We start from the raw sequence: 13,434 nt of genomic DNA, 5'->3' as shown, positions 1-13,434 counted from the left end.
TGGCGTTTCTGCGGTACCTGCAGCCATGGCGGCGCGTGCGCCAGCCGGCGGCGCGAGGCCGTGGCGGAGTTGGCCGTTCTAGTGCAGCGCGGTGGTGCGGATCAATCCGACGGCAATGCCTTCGATGGCGAATTCATCGCCCGGCCCCACGTCGATGGGCTGGAAGTCCGGGTTTTCCGGCAGCAGGCGGATGCGCCGGCCCTGGTGTTCGAGCCGCTTGACGGTGACGTCGTCTCCCAGGCGGGCAACGACGATCTGGCCATGGCGCGCATTGGGCGTGCTGCGCACGGCCAGCAGGTCGCCGTCGAGAATGCCGGCATCGCGCATGCTGCTGCCGCGTACGCGCAGAAGGTAGTCGGGCGCGGATTCGAACAGATGGGGGGCCAGGGGGATTTCGCGTTCGACGTGCTCGGCCGCCAGGATGGGGCTGCCGGCGGCCACACGGCCCACCAGGGGCACCAGGCGGCTGTCGGATGGAGCGATCCAGACCGGCGTGCCTGGCAGGGGGGCAGGATCATGGGCCGTTGCCGTGCCAGCGGACGTGGGTTCCGGACTGTGGCCGGGGATGGCGGGGCGACCTGCCGGATCGTGGCCCGACGCCGATGCCTGTGCCTGTGCCTGGCCGGTGAGCTGGATGCCGCGTGACGTGCCGGCCGACAGGCGGATGTAGCCTTTGCGTTCCAGGGCGCGCAGGTGGTCTTCCGCTGCATTGGCCGAACGAAATCCCAATTGGGCGGCGATTTCGGCCCGGGTGGGCGGGCGGCCCGAATGCTGGATGGAATGCTGGATGATGTCCAGGATCTGGGACTGCCGGGCGGTGAGTTTCAGGGCCATGTCGCGCTACTGGATGGAAACACAGCCCATATTGTGTCCGAAGCGTTTCCTGAAAGCAAGCGCGGCGCGGGAGGAGAACCTGCCCGCGCCGCGCGCTTTGCCGGGTATGGCTATCGGATCACTTGATCACGCGGGCGATCGCTTCGGCCACGTAGTCGATATTGCCACTGTTCAGCGCCGCCACGCAGATGCGGCCGCTGCCCACGGCATAGATGCCGAAATCCTCGCGCAGGCGGTCGACCTGGGCCTTGGTGAGGCCCGAGTAGGAGAACATGCCGCGCTGCGCCTTGACAAAGCTGAAGTCCTGGTCCACGCCCTGAGCCTGGATCTTTTCGACCAGCTGGTGGCGCATGGTGCGGATGCGATCGCGCATGCCGGCCAGTTCCTCGGCCCATTGCGCGTACAGTTCGGGCGTGTTCAGTACGGTCGAGACCAGGGCACCGCCATGGGTGGGAGGATTGGAGTAGTTGGTGCGGATGACGCGCTTCAGCTGGCTGAGCACGCGGGTGCTTTCCTCGTCGCCGCCGGTGACCAGGGTCAGGGCGCCGACGCGTTCGCCATACAGCGAGAAGGATTTCGAGAACGAGGAGCTGATGAACATGGTCATGCCCAGGTCCGCGAACAGGCGCACCACGGCGGCGTCTTCATCGATGCCGGCACCGAAGCCCTGGTAGGCGATGTCCAGGAAAGGCACCAGTTGGCCGGCCTGCAGCACGCGGGCGATTTCCTGCCATTGTTCCAGGGTCGGGTCGACGCCCGTGGGGTTGTGGCAGCAGGCGTGCAGCACCACGACGGTGCCGGCGGGCAGGGCGCGCAGCGAGGCCAGCATGCCGTTGAAATCCAGGCCGTGCGTGGCGGCGTCGTAGTAGTCGTAGCTGACGACCGGGAATCCGGCGGCCGAGAACAGGGCCTGGTGATTGGCCCAGCTGGGGTTGCTGATGGCAACCTTGGCGTCAGGCAGGATCTGCCTGAGGAAATCGGCACCGACCTTCAGTGCGCCGGTGCCACCCAGGGTCTGGACCGTGAGCGAGCGGTGCTCGGCGATCAGCGGCGAGCCGGCACCCAGCAGCAGGGCGCGGGCGCCGTTGTTGTAACCCGGGATGCCGTCGATCGGCAGGTAATTGCGCGGTTCGGCCTGCTCGAACAGGCGGGCTTCGGCCTGGCGGACGGCCTTGAGCAGGGGGATGCGGCCGGCGTCGTCATAGTAGACGCCGACGCCGAGGTTGACCTTGGTGGGCCGGGTATCGGCCTTGAATTGTTCGTTCAGGCCCAGGATGGGGTCGCGCGGGGCGAGTTCGACGGATGCGAAAATGGAAGACATGGTTACCGGGAGGACGAGAGAGAGGAGTCTTGGTCACGTGGGCCAACAGTGTGATAATAAGGGGTTTACCCGAACAGTGTCTAGTTGAGCCCCATGCCACATCAGGCCAAAACCCAGCGGGCCCGGACCCAGGCCGATCCTTCGGTCGCCGCCCCGGCCGTCCCCGAGGCCGGGGCGGGCTTCGTGCAGTACCCGGACAGTCCTTTCCAGCTTTTCCAGCCCTATCCGCCTGCCGGCGACCAGCCGGCCGCGATCGACGCGCTGGAAGAGGGTGTGCGCGACGGGCTCATGTGCCAGACCCTGCTGGGGGTGACGGGCTCGGGCAAGACCTACACCATGGCCAACCTGATCGCCCGCACCGGGCGGCCGGCCATCGTGCTGGCGCCCAACAAGACGCTGGCTGCCCAGCTTTATGCCGAGATGCGCGAATTCTTCCCCCGCAACGCGGTGGAATATTTCGTTTCCTACTATGACTACTACCAGCCCGAGGCCTACGTGCCGTCGCGCGATCTGTTCATCGAGAAGGACTCGTCCATCAACGAGCACATCGAGCAGATGCGCCTGTCGGCCACCAAGAGCCTGCTGGAGCGTCCCGACACCATCATCGTGGGTACGGTGTCCTGCATCTACGGCATCGGCAACCCGGGCGACTATCACGCCATGGTGCTCACGCTGCGCACGGGCGATCGGATCGGCCGCCAGGAAATCCTGGCGCGGCTGGTATCGATGCAGTACGAGCGCAACGACATGGAATTTTCCCGCGGGACCTTCCGGGCACGCGGCGAGGTCATCGACGTCTTTCCGGCCGAACACGCGGAGCATGCCTTGCGCATCACCCTGTTCGACGACGAGATCGAGTCCCTGGACCTGTTCGATCCCCTGACGGGCAAGCCGGTCCAGAACCTGGTGCGCTTCACGATCTTCCCCAGCTCCCACTACGTCACGCCGCGCGAGACCGTGCTGCGCGCCATCGAGACCATCAAGGAAGAACTGCGCGATCGCCTGGCCGAACTGACGGCCGCGGGCAAGCTGGTCGAGGCCCAGCGGCTCGAACAACGCACCCGCTTCGATCTGGAAATGCTGCAGGAACTGGGGTTCTGCAAGGGCATCGAGAACTACTCCCGGCACCTGTCGGGCGCCTTGCCTGGCGAGCCGCCGCCGACGCTGATCGACTACCTGCCGGCCCATGCCCTGATGTTCATCGACGAAAGCCACGTCACCATCGGCCAGTTGGGCGGCATGTACCGGGGTGACCGCTCCCGCAAGGAAACCCTGGTCCAGTTCGGGTTTCGCCTGCCTTCGGCGCTGGACAACCGCCCCCTGCGGCTGGAAGAGTTCGAGGCGCGCATGCCGCAGTGCGTCTTCGTGTCCGCCACGCCGGGCCCGTACGAGGCCGCCCATGCGGACCAGGTGGTCGAGCAGGTCGTGCGCCCCACAGGCCTGGTGGATCCGGAAGTCGAACTGCGTCCGGCCGCCACCCAGGTCGACGACCTGCTGGGCGAAGCCAAGCTGCGCGTCGCGCGCCACGAGCGCGTCCTGGTCACCACGCTCACCAAGCGCATGGCCGAGGATCTGACCGAATACCTGGGGGAAAACGGCCTCAAGGTGCGCTACCTGCATTCCGATATCGATACGGTCGAACGGGTCGAGATCATCCGCGACCTGCGCCTGGGGGCCTTCGACGTGCTGGTCGGGATCAATCTGCTGCGGGAAGGGCTGGACATCCCGGAAGTCTCCCTGGTGGCGATCCTGGATGCCGACAAGGAAGGCTTCCTGCGTTCCGAGCGCAGCCTGATCCAGACCATCGGCAGGGCGGCGCGCAACCTGAATGGCCGCGCCATCCTGTATGCCGACCAGGTGACCGATTCCATGCGGCGCGCCATGGACGAGACGGCTCGCCGCAGGGAAAAGCAGCAAGCCTTCAACATCGAGCACGGCATCACCGCCCGGGGCGTCAGCAAGGCGGTGCGCGACCTGATCGACGGGGTGGCCGTGTCCGCGGCGGCCTCGGCGCCGGCCGGGGCTGGGTACGACGAGTCGGCATTGCATGACGAGAAATCGCTGGCGCGCGAGATCCGCCGCCTGGAACAGCGCATGAACGAACATGCCCGCAACCTGGAATTCGAGCAGGCGGCCGCAGTGCGCGATGCCCTGCGCGCACTCAAAGCCCGCGCCCTGATGGAGTGACGGCACTGCCTGTTGCGGGACCGCTTCGGAAGTGCTTCAGATGTCAGGTTTTTTTGCGGTTTTCCACAGAAAATGCTTGCCAATTTCCGGGTTTTCCCGCACACTTTCACCATCATGCATAAGGTACTTTTTGTCTGTACGGGCAATATCTGCCGCTCCCCCACAGCCCAGGGCGTGTTCCAGCACCTCGTCGACGAGGCCGGCCTGTCCGATGCCATTGCGGTCGATTCCGCTGCGACGCACCATTTCCATGTGGGCGAGGCTCCCGATGCACGCGCCCAGGCGGCTGCGCGCAAGCGGGGCTACGACCTGTCGTCCCTGGTGGCCCGGCAGATCCGCGCCGATGATTTCCGCGACGCCGACCTGATCCTGGCCATGGACTGGGAAAACCTTTCCGCGCTGCAGCAGCAGTGCCCCAAGGTCTACCAGCACAAGCTCATGCTGCTGATGCGCTTCTCGAACGAATTCGAGGAAGCCACGGTGCCCGATCCCTATTACGGCGGCCCCGAAGGCTTCAACAAGGTCCTGGACTACATCGAGGATTCCTGTCAGGGTGTTCTCGAACTGGTGCGCAAGCGCGCGCTGCAGTACCAGGCCGCCTGATTCCTTTCCGTTCGCCATGCCCAGGGGCGCCTCAGGCGCCCCTTGTGTTTTGGCCGCGGTGTGGCTGCATGACCCCTGTTGCGGGGTGGGAATTGACAAGAGTCAAGTTTTCCCATTTTTTCTCTCTAAAACCGAGTGTTTTAGTCGGGTAAAAGGGTACACTTGACTCAAATAGTCGGGTATTAGGAATACCCGGGAATTCTCAGCACTCACAGAGGACCTCACCATGCGTTTGACGACCAAGGGACGTTTCGCCGTTACGGCAATGATCGATCTGGCCCTGCGCCATCACAGCGGCCCGGTGACGCTGGCGGCCATCAGTGCGCGCCAGAACATTTCCCTGTCCTACCTGGAGCAGCTGTTCGGCAAGCTGCGCCGGCACGAACTGGTCGACAGTGTGCGCGGTCCGGGCGGCGGCTACATGCTGGCCCGGCATGCGCGCGATATCTCGGTGGCCGACATCATCTTCGCCGTGGATGAACCGCTGGATGCCACCAGCTGTGGCGGCAAGGAAAACTGCGACATCGGGCGCAACGGGCACAGCGGCAAATGCATGACCCACGACCTGTGGGCCACTTTGAGTCGTAAAATGCTGGAATACCTGGACTCGGTCTCGCTGCAGGATCTGGTCGATCAGCAGCGTCTGCGCGAATGGCAGGAATCCGGCCATATGCGCAACAACAACGGCCGCCCCACGATCCCGATCACGCCGGTGGCGGCCGATTCCCGGGCCCAGGAGCCCGTATCGGCCTGATTTACCGGAGTTTCGATGCCAAAGGACCCGCTCCCGATCTACCTGGACTATTCCGCAACCACACCTGTCGACGAACGCGTCCTCCAGGCCATGCTGCCCTGGCTGAGCGAACGCTTCGGTAACCCCGCCTCGCGCAGCCATGCCTGGGGGTGGGATGCGGAAGAAGCCGTGGAACGGGCCCGGGCCCAGGTCGCGGGCCTGATCCACGCCGACCCGCGTGAAATCGTCTGGACGTCCGGCGCCACCGAATCCGACAACCTGGCGATCAAGGGCGTGGCGCATTTCCATGCCGCTCGGGGCAGGCACATCGTCACGGTGCGCACCGAGCACAAGGCGGTGCTGGATCCATGCCTGGAGCTCGAACGCCAGGGCTTCGATGTCACCTGGCTCGACGTGGATGCCAACGGCCTGGTGAGCCCGGATGCCCTGGCCGCGGTCCTGCGGCCCGACACGATCCTGGTGTCGATGATGCTGGTCAACAACGAAATCGGCGTCATCCAGGACATTGCCGCGCTGGCGGCGCTATGCCGCGAACGCGGCATTCTTTTCCACACCGATGCCGCCCAGGCCACGGGCAAGCTGCCGATCGACGTGCAGGCGCTGGGCGTGGACCTGATGTCCCTGTCGGCGCACAAGACCTATGGCCCCAAGGGCATCGGGGCGCTCTACGTGCGCCGCAAGCCGCGCGTGCGCCTGGAAGCCCAGATCCACGGCGGCGGCCACGAACGCGGCCTGCGTTCGGGCACGCTGCCCACCCACCAGATCGTCGGCATGGGGGCGGCCTTTGCCCTGGCGGGCGATTCGATGGACGAAGAAATTCCCCGCATCCGCGCGCTGCGCGACCGCCTCTGGGACGGCCTGCGCGACCTGCCTGACGTTTATCTCAATGGCGACCCGGACCGGCGCGTGGCGCATACCCTGAACCTCAGCGTGGCCCACGTCGAGGGCGAGGCCCTGCTGATGTCCGTACCCGAGCTGGCGGTGTCATCGGGGTCGGCCTGCACCTCGGCCAGCCTGGAGCCGTCGCACGTGCTGCGTGCCCTGGGGCGCAGCGACACGCTGGCGCACAGCTCACTGCGCCTGACCCTGGGGCGCTTCACCACGCAAGACGAAGTGGATCGTGCGGTGCGGCTGCTGCGCACCCAGATCGCACGTCTGCGCGAATTGTCTCCCCTGTGGGAAATGCGCCAGCAGGGCACCCTGGGCGCCTGGGCGGAGCACTGCTGATGACGGGATCGTGGTATGGGCCGCAGGTCCTGGAGCACTACCTGCATCCGCGCAACGTCGGCTCGTTCGACGCAGACGACCCCCGGGTCGGCACCGGGCTGGTGGGATCGCCGCAACTGGGTCAGATCCTGAAACTGCAGATCCGGCTGGAAGACGCTACCATAGAATCTGCCTGCTTTCGGGCCTTCGGCAGCGGCGAGGCCATCGCAGCCGGGTCGCTTGCGACCGAATGGCTGCGGGGTCGCAGCCTGGACCAGGCCCTGGCCATCGACAGCCAGGCTTTCGTCCAGGCCCTGGACCTTGCCGCCGACAAACTGCATTGTGCGCTGCTGGCCCAGGATGCCATCCGCGCGGCTGTGGCCGACTATACCGACAAACATTCCATTCCTGAGGCACATCATGGGAATCTCGCTGACACAACGGGCCGCTGAGCACATCCAGCGGCATCTGGACAAACGCGGCAAGGGGCTGGGGCTGCGCCTGGGGGTCAAACCCTCGGGCTGCTCGGGCATGTCCTACCATCTCGAATACGTCGACGATCCCACCGACGGGGATCAGGTCTTCGAGCAGTTCGGGGCTCGCGTGTACGTGGCGCTCGACAGCCTGCCCTATCTGCAGGGCACGGAACTCGACTATGCCCGCGAAGGCCTGAACGAAGGCTTCCGCTTCAACAATCCCAACGAGAAGGCCGCCTGCGGCTGCGGGGAATCCTTCTCCGTCTGACGCGCGGTCGTTTCCATGGGGCGGGGCGGGGTGCCGCCACGCCCTTTGTTTTGGCCTTTGAATAGCACGAACGATCGTGCTATTATTTTTTCCATGAATACTTTATCCCATACCGGCAAGCGCGCCGCCACGCGCGATGTCATCCTCGACAGCGCCTATGCCCTTGCCTGCGAAGGGGGGCTGGAAGCCCTGTCCATCGGCACCCTGGCATCCAGCGTCGGCATGTCCAAGAGCGGCGTGTTCGCGCATTTCGGTTCCCGCGAAGACCTGCAGCTGGCCGTGCTGGATGTCGGCAAGGACCGGTTCATTGCCGATGTGCTGGTGCCTGCGTTGAAGCAGCCCCGCGGCCTGCCGCGGCTGCGCGCCATTGTGGCGAACTGGATCGCCTGGGTCCACCGCTACCAGAGCGGCTGCCTGCTGCTGTCTGCGGTCAGCGAATACGATGGCCGCGAAGGTGCGTTGCGCGAAGCCGTGCTGGCCCAGCAGGCGGGCTGGCGCGACGAACTGAAGAAGACCATCGCGCAGGCCGTGCAGGAAGGGCACCTGCGCGCCGATACCGATGCGGCCCAGCTGGCCTTCGAGGTCCAGGCGCTGATGCTGGCCCTGCACCATGACGGCGGTCTGTTCGGTCACGAAGAAGCCGGCCGCCATGCTGCCGCGGCGTTCGAGCGTCTCTGGCGCAGCGGCCAACCCTGAACCCGACCGAGAGGCTCTTCCATGTCTTCCCTGCCTGCTTCTGCCCGCCTGCGCCTGGGGGCGCTGCGCACGGGCCTGGTGCTGAGCGCCTGGCTGGCGCCCGGCCATGCGGCCGATTGGGCTGCGCGGCTGTTTGCCACGCCGTCTTCCCGGACGCGGGCCGTGCCCGAGGACGGCACCGCGCGGCATGGCCGGCTCGAGGTCCTGGGCGAGTCCGTCGCCACCTATGTCTGGGGTGATCCGGGCTCCGAGCCCTACGCCTTGCTGGCGCATGGCTGGTCCAGCCACGGGCTCTGCTTCAGGCAGTGGGTGGACGGCCTGCGCGCACGGGGTTATGCCGTGGTGGCGTTCGACCAGCCAGCCCATGGGCGAAGCACCGGCAGGCACAGTTCGCTGCCGGAATTCGTCGCCACGATCCGTGCCGTGGGCGTCCACTATGGGCCCGCGGCCCTGGCGATCGGGCACTCGCTGGGTGGGGCGGCACTGGTCCTGGCGCAGGACGAGGCCTGGCAGGCCCGCCGCCTCGTGCTGGTGGCGCCGCCCGCCGACGTGCAACAGGCGATCGGCCGGCACCTGCGTCATTTGTGGCTGGGGGACACTCTGCGTCCGGCCCTGTGCGCGTGGCTGCTGCGGCGCACAGGCGCGGACATCGAGTCCCTGGACATTTCCCGGCGCCTGCCGGCGCTCGGGCAACCTGCACTGATCGTGCACGATCTGGGCGACCGCCAGGTGCCCTGGAGCGAAGGGGAATACTACGCGTATCGCTGGCCGGGCGCCCGCCTGCTCACGACCCAGGGCCTGGGGCACCGCCGGCTGCTGGACGACCCTGAAACGATCGCGGCCGCCCTGGCATTCGCGGACGGCCGCGATGTCGGCAGCCGGGTGGTGGGTTCGCCCAATCTGCCCCTGGGCTTCGCCTGAGGGGTCTGCGGCTCAGTCCTCGCGCCGCAGGTGCGGGAACAGGATCACATCGCGGATGTTGGGGCTGTCGGTCAGCATCATCACCAGGCGGTCGATCCCGATGCCGCAGCCGCCGGTGGGGGGCATGCCGTATTCCAGGGCGCGCACGTAGTCCGCGTCGTAGTACATGGCTTCTTCGTCGCCGGCATCCTTGGCGGCCACCTGGGCACGGAACCGGGCAGCCTGGTCTTCCGGGTCGTTCAGTTCGGAAAAGCCGTTGGCGATCTCGCGCCCGCAGGCAAACAGCTCGAAGCGTTCCGTGATGCCGGGCTGGGCGTCGGACGCGCGGGCCAGGGGCGAGACCTCGACCGGGTAGTCGATGATGAAGGTCGGGTGCCAGAGCCTGGCTTCGGCGGTTTCCTCGAACAGCGCCAGTTGCAGGGCGCCCAGGCCGGCATGAGCCAGGGCCGGACCGTCGATGTCGGCCCCCAGGCGGCGCAGTTCGCCCCGCAGCCAGGCTTCGTCCTGGAGCTGCTCGGGGCTGTAGCCGGGAGCGTGCTTCAGGATGGCCTCTGTGATGGTCAGCCGGTCGAAGGCGCGTTCCAGGTCCAGGGGCTGGTCCTGGTAGACCAGGGTGGCGGTGCCGCACACGCGCCGCGCGGTTTCGCGGATCAGGGATTCGGTGTAATCCATCAGCCAGCGGTAGTCCGTGTAGGCCGCATAGAATTCCATCATCGTGAATTCCGGATTGTGCCTCGGGCTGACGCCTTCGTTGCGGAAATTGCGGTTGATCTCGAAGACCCGCTCGAAGCCGCCGACGATCAGGCGCTTCAGGTAGAGTTCGGGCGCGATGCGAAGGAACATCTGCATGTCCAGCGCATTGTGGTGGGTGATGAATGGCTTGGCCGCCGCGCCGCCGGGAATGGGGTGCAGCATGGGTGTCTCGACTTCCAGGAAGTCGGCTTCCGACATGATCTGGCGGATCGCGGAAATGATGCGGCTGCGTGCCAGGAAGGTCTCGCGCGTGCCCTCGGTCATGATCAGGTCGACGTAGCGCTGGCGGTAGCGCAGTTCCTGGTCGGCCACGCCGTGGAACTTGTCGGGCAGCGGGCGCAACGACTTGGACAGCAGGCGCAGGGATTCCACGCGCAGAGACAATTCGCCCTTGCGCGTCTTGAAGACCTCGCCTTCGGCGCCGACGATGTCGCCGATGTCCCACGACTTGAAGGCGGCATAGGCCTCGTCGCCCAGCACGCCGCGGTCCAGGTACAGCTGCAGGCGGCCTGTGGCGTCCTGCAACGTGGCGAAGCTGGCCTTGCCCATGATCCGCTTGAGCATCATGCGCCCCGCGACCCGGGCGCGCCGACCCAGGGCCTGCAGTGCGTCTTCGTCCAGTGCGCCGCAGTCGCGGTGCAGGTCGGCGGCGCGGGTGTCGGGACGGAAGTCGTTGGGGTAGGCGGGGCCGGCCTGGCGCAGCGCGTCGAGTTTGGCGCGGCGCTCGGCGATCAGGCGGTTCTCGTCGGGGGCTTGGGTTTCAGTCGAAGTCATGTCGTGCGGTCGGTAAGGGAAGGGCGGGGGCATCCGGGCCGGGCGGCGGTCGCCGGCCCGCGCGGGCCGGCGGCCATGCGCGCCGGTGTCAGACGCCCTGCTTGAGGCTGGCCGTGATGAAAGGGTCCAGGTCGCCGTCCAGGACCTTCTGGGTATTGGATATTTCCACGCCGGTACGCAGGTCCTTGATGCGGCTCTGGTCCAGGACGTAGGAGCGGATCTGGTGGCCCCAGCCCACGTCGCTCTTGGCGTCTTCCAGCTTCTGCTGCTCGGCCATGCGCTTGCGCATTTCGAGTTCGTAGAGGCGCGACTTCAGCATCTGCATGGCTTCGGCGCGGTTGCGGTGCTGGGAACGATCGTTCTGGCACTGCACGACGATGCCGGTGGGCTGGTGCGTGATGCGGACGGCCGAATCGGTCTTGTTGATGTGCTGGCCGCCGGCGCCGCTGGCGCGGTAGGTGTCGATGCGCAGGTCGGCCGGATTGATGTCGATCTCGAAGGAATCGTCGATCTCGGGATAGACGAAGACGCTGGCGAAGGAGGTGTGTCGGCCGTTGGATGAGTCGAAGGGGCTCTTGCGCACCAGGCGGTGCACGCCGGTCTCGGTGCGCAGCAGGCCGTAGGCGTATTCGCCTTCGAATTTGATGGTGGCCGATTTGATGCCCGCGACTTCGCCTTCGGATTCCTCGAGGACCTCGGTCTTGAAGTCCTTGCGTTCGCCGTAGTGCAGGTACTGGCGCAACAGCATGGAAGCCCAGTCCTGGGCCTCGGTGCCGCCGGCGCCGGCCTGGATGTCGACGAAGCAGTTCAGGGGGTCGGCCGGGTTGGAGAACATGCGGCGGAATTCGAGCGCTTCCAGGCGCTCGCCCAGGGCGGCGCAGTCCTGCTCGATGGCGAGCAGGGTGGCGTCGTCGTCATCCGCGCTGGCTAGTTCGAACAGGTCGCGGGCGTCGTTCAGGCCGCGTTCGATGTCGGCCAGGGTGTGGACGACGGTTTCCAGGGATTTCTTTTCGCGGCCCAGTTCCTGGGCATGCTGCGGATCGTTCCAGACGTCCGGGCTTTCCAGTTCGGCGTTGACGACGAGCAGGCGTTCGGCCTTGGCATCGTAGTCAAAGATACCTCCGGAGCAGGCCCTGGCGCTCGGCGTAATCGTCGATGCGGGCGATGATCTGGTTCTGGCGTTCGGCTTCCATGGAGATGTCCTGTGTGGGTGTCTGCACGACGCGACATACCACGCACCCCGGCTTCCGGCTGGGGCGCGCCGATCTTCATCTGCGTCGAAATATGTGGATAATCGAATATTTTAACGCGGCCGCGCAAAGGGACATGGGGTCCGTGGGCCGCATGGGGGAAACAGGCATGGACAGGACATCTTCGGACGACAGTCGCCGGTTGCCGGCGTCGGCCGCAGCCACCGCGTTGCGGGCTGGCGGCGGGACGCCGCCGTCGGGCTGGCGTGCAGCCCTGGCCGGCCTGTCGCCTTCCTATTTCGGGTTGGTGATGGCAACCGGCATCGTGTCGCTGGGATCCGGCATGATGGGGCTGCCGCTGGTGTCGCGGCTGCTGTTCCTGCTGAACGTGGTGCAGTATGCCGTGCTGTGCGGGCTGTATGCGTTGCGGGCGATCCACCATCCCCGCCGCTTTTTCGGCGACATGGTCGACCACCTGAGGGGGCCGGGATATTTCACCACGGTGGCCGGTACCGGCATCCTGGCCAGCCAGTTCATCGTGCAGACCGACAACATCCGGGTCGGTTTCGTGCTCTGGGCCGTGGCGGTGGTGCTGTGGCTGGGGCTGACCTACACCATCTTCACCGCTTTCACCGTCAAGCCGGACAAGCCCACACTGGACCGGGGGATCAGCGGCGCCTGGCTGCTGGCGGTGGTGGCGACCCAGTCGCTGGCGGTGTCCAGCGCGCTGCTGGCGGCGCGTATCGGCCAGCCTTTCCGCCTAGAACTGAACCTGATGGCGCTGTCGATGTGGCTGTGGGGAGGAATGCTGTACATCTGGATGATGTCGCTGATCTTCTACCGCTACGCGTTCTTCCGGTTTTCCCCCGACGATCTGGCGCCGCCGTACTGGATCAACATGGGGGCGATGGCGATCTCCACCCTGGCCGGCTCGCTCCTGATCCTGAACGCGCCCGCCGCGCCGTACCTGGTGTCGCTGCTGCCGTTCCTGAAGGGCTTCACGGTGTTCTACTGGGCCACGGGCACCTGGTGGATCCCGATGCTGCTGCTGCTGGGGATCTGGCGCTATGTCTTCCAGCGCTTTCCGTTCCAGTACGATCCCCTGTATTGGGGCGCGGTGTTCCCGCTGGGCATGTATGCCGCCTGCACCTGGCAGATGGACCATGCCATGGGCTTCGGGTTTCTTTCCGTGCTGCCGCGGGGCTTTCTGTATATCGCGCTGTTTGCCTGGGTGCTGACGTTCGCGGGCATGATCCGCCAGGTGGTGCGGATCATGCGCGCTTCGGGCCGGGCCGGGCCGGCCTGAGACCGGCCCGGGAGGCCGTCTTACCCCAGCAACCGGGGCAGCCAGAGGCTGACGGCAGGCACGTAGGTGATGAAGGCCAGGTAGGTCAGCAGCAGGAGCAGCCAGGGGAAGGCGGCGCGCACGACCTGGCCGATGCTCATCTTGG

At 66.2% G+C, this 13,434-nt stretch carries 13 protein-coding genes; 9 read left to right on the top strand and 4 right to left on the bottom strand.

The genetic code is table 11. The features are described 5' to 3' along the window. Nucleotides 1–78: 78 nt before the first annotated feature. Together lexA and ABD022_RS02005 are read right to left on the bottom strand one after the other, a co-directional pair. On the bottom strand, nt 79–834 hold the full coding sequence (gene lexA / locus ABD022_RS02010) for a transcriptional repressor LexA (RefSeq protein WP_343819779.1): 756 nt from the start codon (nt 832–834) through the stop codon (nt 79–81). Between the two features lie 118 nt (nt 835–952). Beyond that, the gene (locus tag ABD022_RS02005) at nt 953–2,155 is read right to left on the bottom strand and encodes an amino acid aminotransferase (RefSeq protein WP_343819777.1); all 1,203 of its coding nucleotides are present in this window, start codon (nt 2,153–2,155) and stop codon (nt 953–955) included. 93 nt (nt 2,156–2,248) lie between these two features. On the opposite strand from ABD022_RS02005, the gene uvrB reads away from it, so the two are divergent. The 8 genes from uvrB to ABD022_RS01965 all read left to right on the top strand — a co-directional run bounded on the left by uvrB (nt 2,249) and on the right by ABD022_RS01965 (nt 9,266). Beyond that, nucleotides 2,249–4,342, top strand: coding sequence for an excinuclease ABC subunit UvrB (gene uvrB, locus ABD022_RS02000; RefSeq protein WP_343819775.1), 2,094 nt, complete (start codon nt 2,249–2,251; stop codon nt 4,340–4,342). Between the two features lie 111 nt (nt 4,343–4,453). Continuing rightward, complete coding sequence (locus tag ABD022_RS01995) at nt 4,454–4,945, top strand: low molecular weight protein-tyrosine-phosphatase (RefSeq protein WP_325126494.1); 492 nt, start codon at nt 4,454–4,456, stop codon at nt 4,943–4,945. Nucleotides 4,946–5,171: 226 nt separating this feature from the next. Beyond that, a complete protein-coding gene (iscR, locus tag ABD022_RS01990; protein WP_325126476.1) occupies nt 5,172–5,699 on the top strand; it encodes a Fe-S cluster assembly transcriptional regulator IscR in 528 nt (175 codons plus the stop codon). A gap of 15 nt (nt 5,700–5,714) precedes the next feature. Beyond that, complete coding sequence (locus tag ABD022_RS01985) at nt 5,715–6,926, top strand: IscS subfamily cysteine desulfurase (RefSeq protein WP_343819772.1); 1,212 nt, start codon at nt 5,715–5,717, stop codon at nt 6,924–6,926. Continuing rightward, nucleotides 6,926–7,357: an iron-sulfur cluster assembly scaffold protein gene (locus tag ABD022_RS01980; protein WP_325126481.1), complete on the top strand. Its 432-nt coding sequence runs from the start codon at nt 6,926–6,928 to the stop codon at nt 7,355–7,357. Before ABD022_RS01985 ends, ABD022_RS01980 begins: the two co-directional genes overlap by 1 nt. Then, nucleotides 7,326–7,649, top strand: coding sequence for an iron-sulfur cluster assembly protein IscA (gene iscA, locus ABD022_RS01975; protein ID WP_343819768.1), 324 nt, complete (start codon nt 7,326–7,328; stop codon nt 7,647–7,649). The genes ABD022_RS01980 and iscA overlap by 32 nt, the downstream gene beginning before the upstream one ends. A gap of 93 nt (nt 7,650–7,742) precedes the next feature. Beyond that, nucleotides 7,743–8,345: a TetR/AcrR family transcriptional regulator gene (locus ABD022_RS01970; RefSeq protein ID WP_343819766.1), complete on the top strand. Its 603-nt coding sequence runs from the start codon at nt 7,743–7,745 to the stop codon at nt 8,343–8,345. A gap of 21 nt (nt 8,346–8,366) precedes the next feature. Beyond that, nucleotides 8,367–9,266, top strand: a complete 900-nt coding sequence (locus tag ABD022_RS01965) for an alpha/beta fold hydrolase (RefSeq protein WP_325126486.1) — start codon at nt 8,367–8,369, stop codon at nt 9,264–9,266. A 12-nt stretch (nt 9,267–9,278) separates the two neighbouring features. Here the strand turns inward: ABD022_RS01965 and lysS are convergent, their stop codons facing one another. Together lysS and prfB are read right to left on the bottom strand one after the other, a co-directional pair. Then, nucleotides 9,279–10,793: a lysine--tRNA ligase gene (gene lysS / locus ABD022_RS01960; protein WP_325126488.1), complete on the bottom strand. Its 1,515-nt coding sequence runs from the start codon at nt 10,791–10,793 to the stop codon at nt 9,279–9,281. An 88-nt stretch (nt 10,794–10,881) separates the two neighbouring features. Beyond that, nucleotides 10,882–11,986 (bottom strand): peptide chain release factor 2 gene (prfB, locus tag ABD022_RS01955; RefSeq protein ID WP_325126489.1). Its coding sequence is split into 2 segments (ribosomal slippage): nt 10,882–11,904 and nt 11,906–11,986, totalling 1,104 coding nucleotides; the frame shifts between segments, so codons are not numbered across the junction. A gap of 166 nt (nt 11,987–12,152) precedes the next feature. On the opposite strand from prfB, the gene ABD022_RS01950 reads away from it, so the two are divergent. Next, the gene (locus ABD022_RS01950) at nt 12,153–13,289 is read left to right on the top strand and encodes a tellurite resistance/C4-dicarboxylate transporter family protein (RefSeq protein WP_343819761.1); all 1,137 of its coding nucleotides are present in this window, start codon (nt 12,153–12,155) and stop codon (nt 13,287–13,289) included. The last annotated feature ends 145 nt before the right edge of the window (nt 13,290–13,434 follow it).

It is taken from the genome of Castellaniella daejeonensis, from assembly GCF_039523555.1.
Taxonomy (GTDB): Bacteria; Pseudomonadota; Gammaproteobacteria; order Burkholderiales; family Burkholderiaceae_B; genus Castellaniella; species Castellaniella daejeonensis.
Note: the sequence above shows the minus strand (reverse complement) of the source record. Positions and strands in the feature narration are given on the sequence as shown.

What these genes read in the sequence shown, in the direction of transcription:
- ABD022_RS02005 (WP_343819777.1), bottom strand. Translation starts at nt 2,155, where the DNA reads ATGTCTTCCATTTTCGCATCCGTCGAACTCGCCCCGCGCGACCCCATC.
- ABD022_RS01950 (WP_343819761.1), top strand. Translation starts at nt 12,153, where the DNA reads ATGGACAGGACATCTTCGGACGACAGTCGCCGGTTGCCGGCGTCGGCC.
- ABD022_RS01980 (WP_325126481.1), top strand. Translation starts at nt 6,926, where the DNA reads ATGACGGGATCGTGGTATGGGCCGCAGGTCCTGGAGCACTACCTGCAT.
- iscR (WP_325126476.1), top strand. Translation starts at nt 5,172, where the DNA reads ATGCGTTTGACGACCAAGGGACGTTTCGCCGTTACGGCAATGATCGAT.
- lysS (WP_325126488.1), bottom strand. Translation starts at nt 10,793, where the DNA reads ATGACTTCGACTGAAACCCAAGCCCCCGACGAGAACCGCCTGATCGCC.
- ABD022_RS01970 (WP_343819766.1), top strand. Translation starts at nt 7,743, where the DNA reads ATGAATACTTTATCCCATACCGGCAAGCGCGCCGCCACGCGCGATGTC.
- ABD022_RS01965 (WP_325126486.1), top strand. Translation starts at nt 8,367, where the DNA reads ATGTCTTCCCTGCCTGCTTCTGCCCGCCTGCGCCTGGGGGCGCTGCGC.
- uvrB (WP_343819775.1), top strand. Translation starts at nt 2,249, where the DNA reads ATGCCACATCAGGCCAAAACCCAGCGGGCCCGGACCCAGGCCGATCCT.
- iscA (WP_343819768.1), top strand. Translation starts at nt 7,326, where the DNA reads ATGGGAATCTCGCTGACACAACGGGCCGCTGAGCACATCCAGCGGCAT.
- lexA (WP_343819779.1), bottom strand. Translation starts at nt 834, where the DNA reads ATGGCCCTGAAACTCACCGCCCGGCAGTCCCAGATCCTGGACATCATC.
- ABD022_RS01985 (WP_343819772.1), top strand. Translation starts at nt 5,715, where the DNA reads ATGCCAAAGGACCCGCTCCCGATCTACCTGGACTATTCCGCAACCACA.